The organism is Actinophytocola xinjiangensis, from assembly GCF_001921215.1.
GTDB lineage: Bacteria > Actinomycetota > Actinomycetes > Mycobacteriales > Pseudonocardiaceae > Actinophytocola > Actinophytocola xinjiangensis.
Genome location: NZ_MSIF01000001.1, coordinates 577608 through 594151, shown reverse-complemented (window position 1 = coordinate 594151; position 16544 = coordinate 577608). Strand labels below are relative to the sequence as shown.

The following is a 16544-nucleotide window of genomic DNA, read 5'->3' as shown; positions in this document are numbered from 1 at the left end:
GGGGCACGCTTCGGAGGGGTGTCTCGGTGCTGTTTGGCGGATCTGGGCTAGGGCGCGGTGAAGACGCAGGTGCCCCGGGTGCCCTTGTTCGAATAGGACACGACAGCACCGTGCTCGGGCCGCAGTGCCCGCACGAAACCGCCGGCGTACCCGTCGGCGTCGACGAAGATCCCCCAGTTGGCGACCCACTCGTCGATGGCGCCGGTGTCCGCGTCCATCACGGACTCGGTGGCCGGGCGGACCCGTCGCTGGACGACGTGGTCGCCGGTGGTCCGTTCGGCGAGTGCGTGGTGCCATTCCTCGTCGGACACCTCGTGACCGACGACGGTGCCGACACCGCCGTAGCCGATTCCCGGCTTGAGGACCAGTTCTTCGCGTTCGTCGCGACAGCGTTCGACCAGCTCGGGGTCGGCGCCGGCGAGCAGGCGTGTCCACGGCACGATCCGGTCGACCAACGCGCGTTCCCCGGCCGAGAGCGTGCCGGCGACGTCGGGCTCGTGCAGCATCGCGAGGCTGCCCTTGCTGGCGAAGGCCGCGGCGCTGAGCGGGGCGAACAGCACGGTGTCCCGCGCTCGGAGCACCAGGTCCAGGACGCGCTGCCCGGCCGGGTCGTCGACGAGTTCGCCGGCGACGAAGTACCGCAGGATGACGTCGACCGGGGTGCCGCGCAGGGTGACCTTGCCGGCGCGTTCACCCAGTTCGTCCAGCTCACCGAGCAGCAGGACGATGCCGAGTCCGGCCATCGCCTCCTGGATGGCGACGAAGACGTGCTGGTGGGCGGCGAGACCACCGTTGCTCTCGATCAGCGCGATCACCGGTTCGCCGGAGGTGACCTCCCGGGCCGCCGTGCGCAGGGCGCGCGCGGTTCTGGGCAGGGTGTCCAGGTGACGCAGGTCGTGTCGCTCGGCGAAGTCGGCGAACGCGGGGACCTGGAGGAAGGCGCGGTTGACCTGGGCCGTGTCGATGCCGCCCAGTTCGCTGCCGACGTTCAGCTCAAGGAGCTGGAATCCGTTGCCGTCGTGGTAGGCGTCCGCGCGGGCGTACACCGGAAGGTCGTGTCGGTCGCCACGGCACGCCAGGTCCGCGAGGCGGTCGTCCATGCCGAGCCTGGCGCAGTATCCGCGTAGGTCGCCGCCGCTCACCCGGGCGGGCAACGAGACCAGGAGGTCGAACAGGTCAACCAGGGACGCGCCGAACCCGGTGATCTCCGACTCGGGGGCCAGCATCGGCCGGTCGAGCTGGAGTCCGCCGTAGGAGGTCCGATACACCTCCGGCAGAGCGAGATCACGTGCGGCATGCCGTAGACCGGAGTCATGGTCCGAACAGGCGGCAAGGTAGCGCTGGGTAACGACGTTCACCGCGCCGATTCCCCCAAACCGACCTCAGTCGGTAAGCATGGTTGATCCTTCGAAGGGGCGGATCGCCTCATCGCCGACGTTCTCCTTCAGCCACCCAAATACAGCGCACCATGTCTCGGCGCGGATTGCGCTGCACGTTTTACCATGCCGCAAGAAGTGTGGCAACAAGGCCCACCATGCAACACCTGGGGCTGAACAGACGCTCCAATTCATCCATTTGCCCTATCGCACCGGCATCCATTCTTGGTTGATCGATCAACATCCTGGGACAACGAGGGCCACGTCGCGCCAACAAAGTAAGTCGACGTGAGGTGAAACACATACCAAACCAAAAAGTTCTTCATGTTAACCACGGGAAAGTACGCCAAATGCACGAAAAGGGTCGCTGGCCCATTCGAAGTAAGCCCGGCCCTCATTTATAGGAATGCCACTCCGGCCCGCACCGATCCGAACCGGACACCGTGGGTGCTCCGCCGCCCTGGCCCAGGCGCCATACTGGTAGAAAGTTCCCCGTGCGAGATTTCATGACTGGTGTCCGATTTTTCGGCCAGGGACTGGGCATCATGCTCCGGTCACCCCGACTGCTGCTGCTGGGCGCGGCGCCCGCGGTACTGACCGCGTTGCTGCTGCTCGGCGGCATGGTGGCGCTGATCCTGCGGATCGACGACCTGGCCGCGCTGGTCACACCGTTCGCCGACGACTGGGCCAGCGGTCTGCGGGCGGTCGTGCGGGTCCTGGTCGGGGTCACGCTGGTCGCGGCGTCGCTGGTGATCGGCATGATCAGCTTCATGGCGCTGACCCTCGCCATCGGCGGCCCGTTCTACGAGTCCATCGCCGAGAAGGTCGCCGAGGGCCTCGGTGACCCGCCGGGGCGCGTCGAGCTGTCCGGCGGACGGTTGCTGTGGCTGGGGTTACGCGACGGTCTCGCACTCGTGCTGCGGTCGCTGCTGTTCACGATCCCGCTGCTGATCGCCGGGTTCATCCCGGTCCTGGGTCAGACGGTGGTGCCGGTCCTGCTGATGCTGGTGACCGCGTGGTTCCTGGCGCTGGAGCTGGCGGCGGTGTCGTTCTACCGTCATGGCCTGGACCTCACCCAGGGCCGCAAGCTGCTGCGCACCCGGCGCGGCCTGGCCCTCGGGCTCGGGCTGACGACCACGCTGCTGTGCCTGATCCCGTTCGCCGCGATCATCGTGATGCCGGTGGCGTTCGTCGGCGGCGTGCTGATCGCCCGGGAGGTCCTGCCGGAGGCCAACGCCGTGTCAGCGGGCGCGGCCTAGAACCTCGTTGGCGGCGCGGACCACGGCCGGGTCGAGCATCCGACCCCGCGCGTCCAGGGCGACGCCGGAGGGTGCGGCCGCCAGGCGGGCCACCGCGTCCCGCGCGGCGGCCACCTCCTGCTCGGTGGGCGTGAAAACCTCGTTGATCGTCGCCAGCTGGGTCGGACTGATCGCCGTCCTGGCACGGAAACCCTGACGCAGCAACAGTTCGGTGGTGCGCCGCAGCGCGGACAGGTCACGGACCGAGGTGTCGACCGGACCGACCGGCGGCAGCAGACCGGCCGCCGCCGAGGCGACGACGACCGCCGACCGGATCGGCCACAGCTCCTCACGGTCGGGGCCGGGCCGCAGGTTCAGCTCGCCGGCCAGGTCGGCCTCGCCGATACCCAGGCGCACCACCCGGGGCGCCCCCGCGACCTCGTCCAGCCGACGCAGCGCCCTGGCGGTCTCCAGCAGCGCCAGCACCGGCAGGTCCGGGTGGCCCGACAGCAGCGCGTCGACCTCCGCCAGCAGCTCCGGTTCGGCCTTGGGCACGACGACCCCGGCCAGACCCGGCCGGCCGGCGATCGCCGCGAGGTCCTCGGCGGCGGTGTCGGCGTTGATCCGCACCCACGCCACGGCGCCGGTGAGGTGCTCGGCCACTGTGGACCGGGCCGCCGGGCGGCGACCCGGCGCGACCGAGTCCTCCAGGTCGACGATCAGCGCGTCGGCGCCACGCCGCCCGGCGCCGGCCAGCTTGTCCGGCTGGTCACCGGGGACGTAGAGGTAGCTGCGGGGGGTCATACGCCGGTCGGCCGCCGCAGGTACTGCCCGACGGGCTCACCGGTGACCTTGCCGGCGGCCAACACCTGGTGGCCCCGGACGAACGTGTCGGTGACCGCCGCGGTCATCGAGAAGCCCTCGAACGGGGTGTACTCCTGGGTGGACTCGGAGTCGGCGGCGCGCACGGTCCAGGTGGTGTCCGGGTCGACCAGCGCGATGTCGGCGTCGAAGCCGACGCCCAGCGCGCCCTTGGTCCGCAGGCCGAAGCGCTCGGCGGGGTTCCACGCGGTCAGCCGGGCGATCTCACCGGGCGGCAGGCCGCGCCTGGTGCCCTCGGTGACCAGGCCGGGCAGCAAGTACTCGGCGCCACCGAAGCCGGACTTGGCGAGGAAGACGTCCTCGCGCGGGTCGCCGAACTTCTGCTCGTCGCGGCAGCACGCGTGGTCGGAGACCACCCAGTCGACCTCACCGGCGAGCACGTGGCCCCACAGCGCCTCGACGTCCTCGCGCGGGCGGATCGGCGGGTTGACCTTGGCGCCGATCCCGGACGCGGTGTCGATGTCGGCCAGCAGGTGCCCGACGGTGACCTCGCGGCGGAACCGGATGTGCGGGAAGGCCGTCGCCATCCGCAGCGCCGCGTCCATCGCCTTGGCCGAGGACAGGTGCAGCAGGTTGATCGTCGGCAGGCCGGTCTCGTGCGCGAGGTAGGAGGCGATCGAGACCGCGAGGCCCTCGGAGTGCTGCGGGCGGGCGGCGCTGTAGGCGGCCAGGCCGGTGAGCGTGCCGTCCTGCTCGACGAGCTTGGTGTAGGCGGTCATGATCTCGGCGGTCTCGCAGTGCAGCGACAACGAGATCTCGTCGGCCAGCTCCGGGAACCGCTCACGCGCGGCCTGGATGCCACGCATCACGAACTCGAAGTGCGCGTAGTCGTAACGCTCGCCCTCGGGGATCATCAGGAACGAGTTCTGGTCGGCGGAGCGGCCGTGCAGGCCGTGGCTGCCGTAGAACATGAACACCTTGAACGAGGTCACGCCGTGCTCGCTGACCAGTTCGGGGATCTCCTCGATGTGCTCACGCATCATCGGCGCCAGGTGGTAGGCGTAGTCGACGTAGGACCGGCCGGCGGTCTCGGCCAGCACCTCGGGGAACACCTCCCGGTAGGCACCGCCCCGGTTGAGGTAGTACTGGCCGGTGCGCATGTAGTTCAGCGCGGAGGTGACCCCGCCCTGGGCGCAGGCCCGGCTCTCGGTGCCGGCGTCGACGGGCAGCGGGTTGTAGATGCCCCAGTGCTGGTGGGCGTCGACGACACCGGGGAAGGCGAGCTTGCCGCCGCCGTCGACGACCCGCGTGGCGCCGGCCGGGTCGAGGCCGGGGGCCACCCGCACGATCGTGCCGTCACGCACGCCGAGGTCGGCGCGCTCGGGCTCGGGCCGGTCGTGGCGGACGACGCGGACGTTCCTGACGAGCAGGTCCAGTTGTTCAGTCATCATCGGCTCCTGTGGACTCAAGGCGGGTGAGGGGGCGCAGCACGGCACCGAGGTCGGGCAGGGTGTCCAGGGTGGCGACCAGGTCCCTGATCGTCGCCGCGGTGGCCGGGGTGAGCCGGCCGGCCACGTTGTCGGTGAACTTGGTGCCCAGTTCCTCCTCGGACAGCGGCCGTCGCGGGCCGCCCCGGTTGGCGAGCACCTCGGCCGTCCACTCGCGACCGTCGGTGTCCCGCACGACCACGACGGCCGGGAACTGGTAGGGGAAGATCGCGTCGCACCGGTCGTCGGGCACGACGTCGACCTTGGCCATCAGCGCGCGGCGCAGCGGGTCGGTGGCCAACGCGTCGGTGTAGTCGGCCAGGCCGGCGCCCAGGCCCGAGCCGCCGAGCAGCCCGGTGACCACGGCGTAGGGGCCGGAGAACTGGGCCTGGTAACCGGTCGCCGGGGCGCGCTTGACCTCGATCGGCTGGCCGATGGTGCGGATGACCGCGGCCGGCACCCGCAGTTCGATGGACGCGAGCCGCGCCGGGTCGACCGGCACGCCGTCGGCGCGCAGCGCCAGCCCGGCGTCGATGGCGGTGTGGGTGAAGTGGTTGGCCGGGTAGGGCTTGAAGAAGATCCCGGGCACCGACCACTCGGTACCGAGCCCGTCGGTGACCTGGTCGAGGTCGGTCTGGTCGCGCAGGAACGCCTGGAAGAAACCGAACCGGCCCTCCAGGACGGTCGGTGGGCCGGTGAACCCCCGGCGCACCAGGCCGGCGGCGGTGACCCCGGACTGGGCGGCCCACCCGCAGTGCAGCCGCTTGACGGTGCCGCCGGTGCGGTTGGCCTCGATCACCCCGGACGCGAACGACGCGGTCACGCCCAGCGCGTGCAGCACGCCGGGTTCGTCGAGGCCGAACAGCAGCGCGCTGGCGGCGGCCGCGCCCATGGCACCGCAGATGGAGGTGGCGTGCTGGCCGTGTTCGAAGTAGACGGAGTTGCCCAGTTCGCTGTCGTAGCCGGCCATGCCCAGGCGTACGGCGATCTCCAGGCCGACGGCGATGGCCGCGACGGTGTCCCGGCCGCTGGCCCCGGCGGCCTCCCCGGCGGCCAGCGCCGCCGGCACGACCGCCGCGCTGGGGTGCACCACGGACGGCAGGTGGGTGTCGTCGTAGTCGAGGGAGTGGGCCAGGACGCCGTTGACGAACGCGGCGCTCGCGGCCGGCACCCGGTCGGTGAGGCCGACCGCGCTGGCCTGCGCGGTGCCGCCCTGCTCGGCGACGTGCCCGGCGATGGCCGCGCTGGTCGGCAGGCCCCGCGCGGCGACGCAGAGCCCGAGCACGTCCAGGACCCGCTGGCGCACGCTGGCCACGACCTCGGGCGGCGGCCCGTCGGCGAGGGTGGTGGCCGCGAAGGCCGCCAGCCGCTCGGCGAGGGTCGGGGTGTCCACGGTGGTCATGCGCCGACCACCGCCAGCGGGCGGGCCGGGGAGCCGGTCGCGCCGAACAGCGGCAGCGGGGAGAGCACGAACAGGAACTCGTGCACGCCGGCGGCCGCGACGCCTTCCAGGTCGAGCGCCTCGATGATGTAGACGCCGCGTTCCACCAGCAGGACCCGGTGCGCGGGTAACACCGCGTGGCCGTTGCCGGGCGCGAGCCGTTCGAAGGCGATGGTGTCGGCGCCGGCGGCGTGCACGCCCCGGTCGGCGAGCCAGGTGGCGCCCTCGGCGCCGACACCGGGCACGCCGGTGTCCTTTCCCTGGTAGGTCAACGGGTTCGGGTCGGCGAACAGCCGGCCCCAGCCGCTGCGGATCAGCACGACGTCCCCGTCGCGGACCGGGGTGCCCTGGTTCTTCTCGGTGCGGGCGAGGTCGTCGGGGGTGATCTCGTAGCCGGCCGGGCAGCCCTGCGGGGTGCCCAGGGTGGCCGGCACGTCCAGCAGGACGCCCCGGCGGACCATCGGCGCGATGGTGTGCGCGCCGAGTTCGACGAACTTGCCGCCCCGGCCGGCGGCGACGGCGTCCGAGCCGTCGAGCAGCCGGCCGTCGTGGGAGACGTGGGCGAAGGCGTCGATGTGCGTGCCGACGTGGGTGCCCATGGTGATCATGTCGTTGGCGGCCGAGCCGCCGTCGGCGCGCACCATGTCGCCGTGCCGGCGGGGCAGCGCGTGCCAGTAGGCGGGGTGGTTGGGCGACTGCGGCATGCCGACGGTCAGCGGGCGGCCGAGGTCGTGCACGGTCAGCCCGGCGGCGACCGCGTCGAGCAGGGTCCTGGTGATCGTTGCGGTCATCAGGCCACGACCTTGTCCGCGCGCAGCCGCGCCAGTTCGTCGGCCTGGACGCCGAGTTCGGTCAGAACGTCGTCGGTGTCGGCGCCCAGGGCGCGGCCGGTGAACCGGATCCGGCCGGGGGCGCCGGTGCTGCGCCACATCACGTTGTGCATGAGCAGTGGGCCGAAGTCGGGGTCGGGGACGGTGGTGAGCATGCCGGTGGCGCGCACGTGCTCGTCCTCGACGAGGTCGCGGGCGCTGTAGACGGGGGCGACGGCCGCACCGGCCGCCTCGAACGCGGCGGTCACCTCGGCCTCGGTCCTGGCGGCGATCCAGTCGCCGACGTGGCCGTCGAGCAGGTCGGCGTGCTCGGCGCGACCGGCGCCGGTGGCGAACCACGGCTCGGTGATCACCTCGGGGTGGCCGACGAGTTCCAGTACCCGCTCGGCGATGCGCTGGGCGCTGGTGGACACCGCGACCCAGCGGCCGTCGCTGGTGCGGTAGGTGTTGCGCGGGGCGTTGTTGGTGGAGCGGTTGCCGTGCCGCTCCCCCACGATGCCGAGTTGTTGGTAGACGGTGGCACCGGGGCCGACGGCGTCCATGATCGGTTCGAGCAGGTTGATGTCGATGATCTCGCCGCGCCCGCCGTTGCGTTCGCGGGCGTAGAGCGCCATCGAGGTGGCCGAGGCGGCGGCGATGCCGCAGATGCTGTCGGCCAGGCCGAAGGCGGGCAGGGTCGGCGGGCCGTCGGCCTCGCCGGTGAGGTGGGCGAAGCCGCTCATCGCCTCGGCCAGCGTGCCGAACCCGGCGCGGCCGGCGTAGGGCCCGGTCTGGCCGAAGCCGGTGACCCGCACGATCACCAGGCCGGGGTTGACCTCGTGCAGCCGGTCCGGGCCGATCCCCCAGCGTTCCAGGGTTCCCGGGCGGAAGTTCTCCACCAGCACGTCCGCGGTGGCGGCCAGGCGCAGCAACAGGTCCGCACCGTCCGGTGTGGACAGCTTGAGGCCGACGGCCCGCTTGTTGCGGGAGATCTCCTTCCACCACAGCGGAAGGCCGTCCTTGGCCTGGCCGTGCCCGCGCATGCCGTCACCGGCCTCCGGGTGCTCGATCTTGATCACGTCGGCACCGTGGTCGCCGAGGATCCGGCAGCACAGCGGGCCGGCGAGGATCGTCGAGACGTCCAGCACCCGTACCCCGGTGAGCGGTCCGTCCTGCACCGCGCCCCCCTCCATCGTTGTTCCGATATAGCTAACGCCGGTCCGCTCAGAGGTTAAGCTGGGGCCGGTGACAAGGTCAACCTCGGACGAGGCCACCCCGTGTGATACCCATCGCCAGATGCCGGAGTTGGCCGCCGCGACGATCCCCGCGACCAACGCGAGCCCCGCCAACGCGAGCCAGCCCGCCGGGTAGCCCCACCGTTCGGCCAGCGCGCCGACCAGCAGCGGACCGGCGATCCCGCCCGCACAACCACCCGCCTGCACCAGCGCGGTCGACGCGCCGGGAGCGTCCGGATGGGACTGCACCACCGCCAGGCCCACCACCCCCGTCCAGCCCCAGCCGGCCGCGCCGCCCAGCAGCGCGCCGGCCAGCGCGGCGGCCGGTGAGGGCACCGCCAGCAGCACGAACCCGAACGCCCCGGCCAGCAGCAGCGTCGCCGAGGTCACCCGGCCGGGTACCCGGATCCCGAGCAGCCCCAACGTCATCCGCACGCCGATGGTGGCCGCGCTGGCCACCGCGAGCACCACCCCGGCCGTGCCCTCCGCCAGTCCCAGGTGGACGCCGTAGCCGACGAAGAACGTGCTCAGCCCGAACGCCGCCGCCGAGGCGAGCAGGAACATCACCACCACCAGCAGCAGCGGGGCCAGCGGTCGCAGTGGCGCCTGCGGCGCCCGGGTGTCCGGTGTGGACAGCTGGGGGATCGGCAGCAGCAGGATGCCGGCGACCAGGACCGAGGCGATCGCGAACACCACCCGCCAGTGCACCACCGCCGCCAGCGTCGGCACGGCCGCGCCGGCGAGCAGCGTCGCCGCCGGGATCGAGGAGCGCTCCATCGCGAAGGCCAGCGGCCGGCGGCCCGGCGGCACCGCCCGGGCGATCAGCATCCCGCCGACCGGCGCGGCCACCGTCGAACCGATCCCGCCGACGGCCATCGCGACCAGCAGCCCGGGGTAGGTCCCGCCGAGCACCGCGACCGCGGCCAGGCACACCGCCGCCCCGGCGATCGCGATCCTGGCCGAGGTCCGTGGCCCCATGCCGTCGACGATCCGGCCGCCGAAGGGCAGCAGCACCGCCCCGACGGCGAAGAACGTCGACACCACCGCGCCGAGCTGGGTCCCGGAGATCTCCAGGTCGGCCCGCACCGCCACCCCGACCGCCCCCGCCAGGTACAGCGGGAACATGTAGGCGGCACCGATCAGTACGGCGAGCGTGACCACCCCTCGGGTGGTCGCCCTCACCCCCAGATCTCGTCCGCATAGGTGATGTTCACGTCGGTCCGCCAGCCGCTGTCGGGGTCGGCGCCCCACTTGTCCCGCCAGCCGGCGGCGTGCTCGAGCACGGCCGGGTCGCCGTGGTGGAGCTTGCCCTCGGCGTGGAAGGCGTCCAGGTCGTCGACGAACATCAGGTCGAAGTGTTTGAACCACTCCTGGCCACGGGCGTTGCGCCGCACGACGTAGTTGGCGTAGTTCTGGATCCCCGGGTTGCGGCGGAAGACCGGGTAGTCGACCGAGCGGGTGTACTCCGCGTACTCCTCCAGCGGTACCCCGGGCTTGATGTTGTAGGTCAGCAGCACGAGCTTGCGCGCCATGGGAATCTCCTCTCCGTTCTCAGAGCGCCCGGCCGAGGGCGTGTGCCTCGGCCATGGCCTCCAGCAGGGTTCTGGGGGCCACCGCGTCGCCGACGACGTGCACGGTCAGGCCGGCGTCGGTGAGCGGGGTGGCCAGGTCGTCCTGGGCGGCCGGCGGGTCGAGCGCGACCACGTCGGTCACGCCGGTGACGGTCGTGACGGTGTCCACCAGCGTGCTGGTGATCCGCGCTACCGGGCCGTCGATCTCCGCACCCGCGGCGGTCCAGAGCTGGACCCCGTTGGCGCGCAGGCGTTCCACGGCGGTCATCCGGCTGTACTCGGTGACGCCCCACAGCGGCGTGCCGGCCGGGGACACCAGGTGCACCGTGCCGCCGCCGGCGGCGATCGTCTCGGCGACCGAGGCTGCGGTCCAGCCGCCGTCGTCGTCGAGCACCAGCACGGTGGCGTCGGTCCAGGTCCGTCCGGCCAGGACGTCGTGGACGGTCAGCGCCCGGCCCCAGCCGGGGACGCGTCGGGGCCGGTGCCGGGCGCCGGTGGCCAGGACGACGACGTCCGGACCCTCGGCGAGCACGGCGTCGCCGGTGGCCGTGCGGCCGGTGCGCACCGGCACCGACAGCTCGGCGAGCCGGCGCTGCTGATGCACCCGCAGGCGGTCCAGGTCTCGCCGCCCGACCCCCCGACGACCGGTGAGTACCTGGCCGCCCGGCTCCTCCGCGCGCTCCCACACCTCCACGGCGTGCCCGCGTTCGGCGGCCAGCCTGGCCGTCTCCAGCCCGGCCGGGCCGCCGCCGACGACCAGCACCCGGCCGGGAGTCTCGGCGCTGCCGGGGTGTTCCGGCCACTGCGCCTCCCGGCCGACACGCGGGTTGACCATGCAGGTCATCGGCCGGTGGCCGGCGATCTCGCCGATGCAGAAGTTGCACGACACGCACGGGCGGATCCGGTGCTCCTCGCCAGCCCGTGCCTTGGCCAGCAGCGCCGGGTCGGCGATGTGTGCGCGGGTCATCGCGATGGCGGCCAGCAGTCCGGTGTCCAGGCCGCGTTCGGCGTCGGCCAGGTCGACGAACCGGCACGCGGCGAGCACCGGGACCCGCGCGCATTCCCTTGCCACGGCGAGGATCTCGTTCAGGTACGGGGTGTGGCCCTCGCTCAGGTCGGCGACGTGGTGGCCGATCGAGGGCACGGTGTAGGAGGCGACCGAGACGTTGAGGAACCCGATCGGTCGGGTGCCGTCCAGCAGGGCGGCGATCCGCCGGCCGGTGTCCAGGTCCTGCCCGCCGGCCACCAGCTCGTCGGCGCTGAGCCGGACGCCGACGACCACCTGGTCGCCGACCGCGTCCAGGACCGCGTCGAGCACCTCCAGCGGGAAACGCAGCCGGTTGGTCTCGCTGCCGCCGTAGTCGTCGGCACGGTCGTTGGCCAGCGGCGAGATGAACTGGTGCAGCAGGTGACCGTGACCGAAGTGGATCTCCACGCCCTGGAAGCCGGCGAGCACCGCCAGCCGCGCGGCGTCGGCGTAGGCCTCGCGCACCTGCGCCAGGTCGCGGCGGCTCATCGCGTGCGGCACCGCGCCCGACGCCGTCCAGCGGCGCGGGCTGGGCCCCCAGGCCGCCGAGCGGCGGAAGACGTTCTCGCTGTGCCGGCCGGCGTGCGTGAGCTGGGTGAACACCGCCGCGCCCTGCTCGCGGACGGCGGTGGTGATCCTGGTCAGGCCGGGCAGGGCGGCCGGGTCGGCGGCCAGCCCGCCGGCACGGCCCAGGCTCGTCGGGTGCACCCGCAGCGGCTCGGTGATGATCAGCCCGGCGCCGCCCCTGGCGCGTTCGGCGTGGTAGGCGACGTGCCGGTCGGTCGGCAGGAAGTCGGTGCCGAAGTTGGTGGTGTGGGCCGAGACGAACACCCGGTTGCGCAGGGTGATCCCACCCAGCTCGACCGGGGAGAACACCCGGGGGTAGGCCGTCACGGACGGAACTCCGCGACCAACTCCGCGGGCGTGGCCGCGTCGAGCACGCCGGTCTCGGCCAGGTCGTTCCACACCCACTGCTCGACGATCAGCCCGTCGCGCAGCCGGAACCGGTCGACGTAGCGCACGTTGGTGAAGTGCACGCCGTAGGTGTTCTCGCCGAACAGCCGGCCCAGCGAGTACACCACCGCGCCGTCCGGGGTGGACAGCGACTCGTAGGTGTCGCGGTGCTTGTCGACGAACCGGTACCGGCCGGTCGAGCCGGCGGCCAGCTCGTCCAGGCCGCGGTAGCGCCGGCCGCCGGGGAAGACCAGCTCGGCGTCCGGGGCGAGGTACCGGGACGCGTCGGCGCGGCGGCCGGCGCCGACGCAGGCGAGGTAGTCCTCGACGAGAGCCACCGGGTCCGCTGCTGGGTCCGCTGCTGGGTCCACTGTGGTCACGACGCCTCCTTGGCCGCGCGGCGCACGGCCGCGACGATCGTGTTGTACCCCGTGCAGCGGCACAGGTTCCCGTTGATCGCGCGGTGGATGTCCGCGTCGTCGGGGTCCGGTGTGGACTCGATCAGCTCCTTGGCGGTGAGCAGCATGCCGGGCAGGCAGAAGCCGCACTGGAAGCCGAACTCGTCCCAGAACGCCCGCTGGACCGGGTGCAGTTCCTCGCCGTCGGCCAGCGACTCGACGGTCTCCACGGTCGCGCCGTCGGCGCTGTGCGCCAGCACCGAGCAGGACTTGGTGGTGGCGCCGTCGACCACCACCGTGCAGGCCCCGCAGTCGCCGGTCAGACAGCCCACGTGTGTGCCGGTGAGCCCGACCTGTTCACGGATCGCGTGCACCAGCAGGGTTCCCGGGGCCACGTCGATCTCGCGCTGGACCCCGTTGACGGTCAGCCGGACGGTCGTCATGCCGTTACCTCCCCGAGCGCGTCGGCCACCGAGCGCGCCGCGATGACCGGGGCGATCCGCCGCCGGTAGCCACCCGGCGCGAGCACGTCGTCCCACCCGCCGCCGGCCTCGTCGATCCCCCGCTCCACCACCGACGCGACGTGCGCGCGCCAGGCGGGGTCGGTGGTACCGGCCGGTGGCGGGTCCAACTCCACCGCCACCGGCACGGCAGCCGCACCGCCGAGGACCACCCGCACCGCGGTCGGCCTGGCCACCGTCGCCGCGGTGACGATCGGCCAGCTGCCCTCGACAAGTTTGAACTTCAGATAGCCGATCTTTCCATCCACATCGGACAGGAGGATCTCGGTGAGCACCTCGTCCGGCTCGCGCACGGTCCGGAACGCACCGAGGAAGAACTCGGCCGCCGCGACCTCGCGCACGCCCCTGACCGACGCCAGCCGCAGCCGCGCGTCCAGCGCGACCAGGCAGGCCGGCACGTCCGAGGACGGGTTGGCGTAGCTCGCCGAACCGCCGGCCGTGCCCCGGTTGCGGATCTGCGGGCCGCCGGTGATGCCGCGCGCCACCCGGGACAGCAGCGGCACGTCCGCGCGTTCCAGGGCCGTGTAGGTCACCATCGCGCCGACCACCCAGCCGCCGGCGCGGGTCAGCCCGTCGAGCCCGGCGTGGGACAGGTCGACCACGGCCGGCGGGTCGACCCTGCCGTGGGTCAGCTCCGGGACGACCATCGTGCCGCCGCCGACGACCAGCGCGTCGCCGCCGGCCAGCGCCGTGGTCACGCCGTCGAGGTCCGGTGGGCGGGTGAACCTCATGGCCGTACCTCGTCGATCAGGGCCAGGACGGCCGGTGGGGTCAGCGGCAGGCTCCGCACGGTGACGCCGAAGGGGGCCAGGGCGTCCTCGACGGCGTTGGCGACCGCCGCCTGGGCGCCGCCGACACCGGCCTCACCGGCGCCCTTGTTGCCGTGCATGGTGAACGGGCTCGGCGTGACCTGGTGGACCATCCGCAGCAGCGGCAGGTCACCGGCGCGGGGCACCAGGTAGGACTTGAACCGGTCACTGAGCAGACGACCGTCGGCGTCGAAGCGCAGCTGCTCGGACAGCGCGCTGCCCAGGCCCATCGCCACCGCTCCCCTGGCCTGACCCTCGACCAGCGCGGGGTTGATCATCGTGCCGCAGTCGTGGGCCATCACGTAGTCCAGCAGCGTGACCTTCCCGGTCTCGGCGTCCACGTCGACCACGGCGGCGTGCAGGCTGGAGGAGTAGGTCGGATAGGGCTGGATGCGGCCGAACTCGTCCGGGACGTGGTTGATGTTGCCCGGCTTGTAGGCGCGGGTCGACTCCAGCACCGGCTCGATGTCGCCGATGGCGAACGCCCTGGTCAGCAGGGCGCGGGCGACCTCGGGGACCGGGAGCTCGCGGCCGTCGCCGCACACCATGCCCGCACGCACCTCGACCTCGCCGGCGCCCAGCAGCAGCCGCCCGACCGCCACCAGCTTGGCCCGCACGTCCCGCGCGGCCAGCGTCGCCGACCCGCCGCCGACGACCATGCTGCGGCCGCTGAAGTTGCCGAAACCGTTGGGGCAGCGGTCGGTGTCGCCCTGCACCAGCTCCACCCAGGCCAGCGGGATCCCCAGCTCGTCGGCCACGATCTGGGCGATGCCGGTGTCGTTGCCGCCCCCGGGTGAGGTGACGCCGGTGAGCACGGTGACCATGCCGGTGACGCTCATCCGCACGGTCGTGGTGTCGAAGCCGGAGACGAACGTGCCGGGACTGTCGGAGGACTCCGGGGTCAGCTCGAACCCGAGCCCGACGCCCAGGTACCGCCCGTGCTCCCGCAGCTCGGCCTGCCGGCGGCGCACCCCCGGGTAGTCGACGGTGTCGAGGGTCTTGTCCAACAGCCCGTGGAAGTCGCCGCTGTCGATGTTGAGGCCGGTGGAGGTGCGGTACGGGAACTCGCCGGCCGGGACGAAGTTGCGGCGCCGCACGTCGGCGGGGTCCAGGCCGAGCTCGCGGGCGACCAGGTCCATGGCGCGTTCCATCACCAGGTGCGCGGCGTCCTTGCCGAACCCGCGCGCGGCGCTGTTGGGCGGCTTGTTGGTGACCACGATGTCCAGCTCGATGCGGCAGTCCGGGATCCGGTAGCCCGACGGCTGGGTGGTGGCCGACATGTTCGGCATCGCCCACCCCGCCTGCGCGGTCAGGGCGCCGATGTCGGCGACGATCTCGTTGACCAGCCCGGTGATCCGCCCGTCGGCCAGGGCGCCGACGCGGAAGCGGTGGGTCTGCTCGCGGGCACCGGCCAGCAGCGTCTCGCGGCGGTCCTCCACCCATTTCACCGGCGCGCCGGCCAGCTTGCTGAGCAGCGCGACCAGTGTCTCCTCCGGGTAGCCCTGCATCTTCAGGCCGAACGAGCCGCCGATCTTGGCGGTCACCACGCGGATGTGGCCCTCGTCGACGCCCAGTGCGGTGGCCAGCATCCAGCGCAGCTGGTGCGGGTTCTGGCAGGAGGCGTGCATGGTCAGCGTGTCGCCCTGCCAGGACGCTAGGTAGCCGCGCGGCTCGATCGGCGCGGTGGTGCTGCGGGCGATCCGCACCTCCCCGGAGACCACCACGTCGGCCTCGGCCAGCCGTGCGTCCGGGTCGCCGGTGCCGTAGCGGTTGTGCATGACGACGTTGCCCGGCCAGTCGTCGTAGAGCCGGGGCGCGTCCGGCGCGAGCGCGTCGTGGGCGTCGAGCACGTGCGGCAGGACCTCGTGGTCGACCCGCACCAGCCGGGCGGCGGCCTGGGCCTGCTCGCGGGTGTGGGCGACCACGGCCGCCACCGGCTGGCCGGCGTACACGACCTTGTCGACCTGCAGGCACCGGATGTCGGTGCGGTTCCCGCCCCGGGCGGCCGGGTCGATGAAGTACGGCACCGGGCCGGCGTGCCGGGCGGCCTGCTCACCGGTCAGCACCAGCACCACGCCCGGTGCCGCCGACGCGGCGGTGGTGTCGACCGAGCGGATCCGCCCGTGCGCGATCTCGCTGCGCACCACGGCGGCGTGCAGCAGCCCCTCGGGACGGTGGTCGTCGAGGAACCGGGCACGGCCGGTGAGCAGCTCGGCGCCGTCGCGTTTGCGCGGCGACGCGCCGATGCCCGACCGGGCGGGAGCCGACATCAGGGCATCGCCACCCGCAGGCGCTTTCCCGTGCGGTACACGGGGTTGCGCTTGTCGACGTCGAGCTTGTGCACCTCGCCGTTGGCGTCGACGCTGGACTGGAGGCCGCCGGTGACGCCCGGGGAGCTGGTGATGAAGAACTTCTGGCCGTCACGGGTGGGGAACGGCGGCTCGTGCCAGGTTCCCCGGTGGATGTTGAGGATCACGTCGCCGGGCACCAGGAACGCGCGGATCGCGGAGAACTCAGGGAAGCCGTCGACCAGCGGGGTGTCGGGCGGGGCGACGACCGAGACGAACGGGTCCCCGTTGAGGGGGATGAACGTCTGGGTCATGCCGTGGTGGCGTTCCAGGTAGCGGATCTCGCCGCCCCGGTAGCCGACCCGGAACAGGATGAACTCCGGCCGCTCGTCGACCTGCAGCACGACCGGGCCGTGGATGGCGTTGAGGCCGTTGTAGAGGTCGATCGGCAGCTTCGGGGTGTCGTCGAGCGACACCACCTCGCCGAAGGGGGCGAACGCCTCGGCGGTGACCGGCTCCGGGGTGATGGTGTGGATCTGGGTGTCTACATCGGACATCGAGCGTGGTC

General features: G+C 72.6%; 14 protein-coding genes. 1 reads left to right on the top strand and 13 read right to left on the bottom strand.

Annotated elements, in window-relative coordinates; translation table 11 throughout:
* Positions 1-47: 47 nt before the first annotated feature.
* Positions 48-1268, bottom strand: coding sequence for a hypothetical protein (locus tag BLA60_RS02795; RefSeq protein ID WP_211288567.1), 1221 nt, complete (start codon positions 1266-1268; stop codon positions 48-50).
* Positions 1269-1870: 602 nt separating this feature from the next.
* Here BLA60_RS02795 and BLA60_RS02790 point away from each other — a divergent pair.
* Positions 1871-2635: an EI24 domain-containing protein gene (locus tag BLA60_RS02790; RefSeq protein WP_075131054.1), complete on the top strand. Its 765-nt coding sequence runs from the start codon at positions 1871-1873 to the stop codon at positions 2633-2635.
* On the opposite strand, the gene BLA60_RS02785 is transcribed toward BLA60_RS02790, so the two are convergent.
* Genes BLA60_RS02785 through BLA60_RS02725 form a run of 12 tightly spaced genes read right to left on the bottom strand, consistent with a single transcriptional unit; the run spans position 2618 to position 16533 of the window.
* Entirely contained in the window at positions 2618-3418 is an 801-nt protein-coding gene (locus BLA60_RS02785) for an HpcH/HpaI aldolase/citrate lyase family protein (protein ID WP_075131053.1), read from the bottom strand. The two genes, BLA60_RS02790 and BLA60_RS02785, sit on opposite strands and share 18 nt — an antisense overlap.
* Positions 3415-4884, bottom strand: coding sequence for a dihydroorotase (locus BLA60_RS02780; protein ID WP_075131052.1), 1470 nt, complete (start codon positions 4882-4884; stop codon positions 3415-3417). The genes BLA60_RS02785 and BLA60_RS02780 overlap by 4 nt, the downstream gene beginning before the upstream one ends.
* Positions 4877-6325, bottom strand: a complete 1449-nt coding sequence (locus BLA60_RS02775; RefSeq protein WP_075131051.1) for an MmgE/PrpD family protein — start codon at positions 6323-6325, stop codon at positions 4877-4879. The genes BLA60_RS02780 and BLA60_RS02775 overlap by 8 nt, the downstream gene beginning before the upstream one ends.
* Entirely contained in the window at positions 6322-7155 is an 834-nt protein-coding gene (locus tag BLA60_RS02770) for a cyclase family protein (RefSeq protein WP_075131050.1), read from the bottom strand. Before BLA60_RS02770 ends, BLA60_RS02775 begins: the two co-directional genes overlap by 4 nt.
* Positions 7155-9590 (bottom strand): MFS transporter, encoded by a 2436-nt coding sequence (locus BLA60_RS46400; RefSeq protein ID WP_154814069.1) that lies wholly within the window; start codon positions 9588-9590, stop codon positions 7155-7157. Before BLA60_RS46400 ends, BLA60_RS02770 begins: the two co-directional genes overlap by 1 nt.
* Entirely contained in the window at positions 9587-9940 is a 354-nt protein-coding gene (locus BLA60_RS02755) for a hypothetical protein (protein ID WP_075131049.1), read from the bottom strand. The genes BLA60_RS46400 and BLA60_RS02755 overlap by 4 nt, the downstream gene beginning before the upstream one ends.
* A gap of 19 nt (positions 9941-9959) precedes the next feature.
* Positions 9960-11900, bottom strand: a complete 1941-nt coding sequence (locus BLA60_RS02750) for an oxidoreductase (protein WP_075131048.1) — start codon at positions 11898-11900, stop codon at positions 9960-9962.
* Positions 11897-12340 carry a nuclear transport factor 2 family protein gene (locus tag BLA60_RS02745; protein ID WP_075131047.1) on the bottom strand — a complete coding sequence of 148 codons (444 nt, stop codon included), beginning with the start codon at positions 12338-12340 and terminating at the stop codon, positions 11897-11899. The genes BLA60_RS02750 and BLA60_RS02745 overlap by 4 nt, the downstream gene beginning before the upstream one ends.
* Complete coding sequence (locus BLA60_RS02740) at positions 12337-12801, bottom strand: (2Fe-2S)-binding protein (RefSeq protein WP_075131046.1); 465 nt, start codon at positions 12799-12801, stop codon at positions 12337-12339. Before BLA60_RS02740 ends, BLA60_RS02745 begins: the two co-directional genes overlap by 4 nt.
* Positions 12798-13610, bottom strand: a complete 813-nt coding sequence (locus tag BLA60_RS02735; RefSeq protein WP_075131045.1) for an FAD binding domain-containing protein — start codon at positions 13608-13610, stop codon at positions 12798-12800. The genes BLA60_RS02740 and BLA60_RS02735 overlap by 4 nt, the downstream gene beginning before the upstream one ends.
* The gene (locus BLA60_RS02730; protein ID WP_075131044.1) at positions 13607-15958 is read right to left on the bottom strand and encodes a xanthine dehydrogenase family protein molybdopterin-binding subunit; all 2352 of its coding nucleotides are present in this window, start codon (positions 15956-15958) and stop codon (positions 13607-13609) included. The genes BLA60_RS02735 and BLA60_RS02730 overlap by 4 nt, the downstream gene beginning before the upstream one ends.
* Positions 15958-16533, bottom strand: coding sequence for an ureidoglycolate lyase (locus BLA60_RS02725; RefSeq protein WP_075131043.1), 576 nt, complete (start codon positions 16531-16533; stop codon positions 15958-15960). The genes BLA60_RS02730 and BLA60_RS02725 overlap by 1 nt, the downstream gene beginning before the upstream one ends.
* Between the last annotated feature and the right edge of the window lie 11 nt (positions 16534-16544).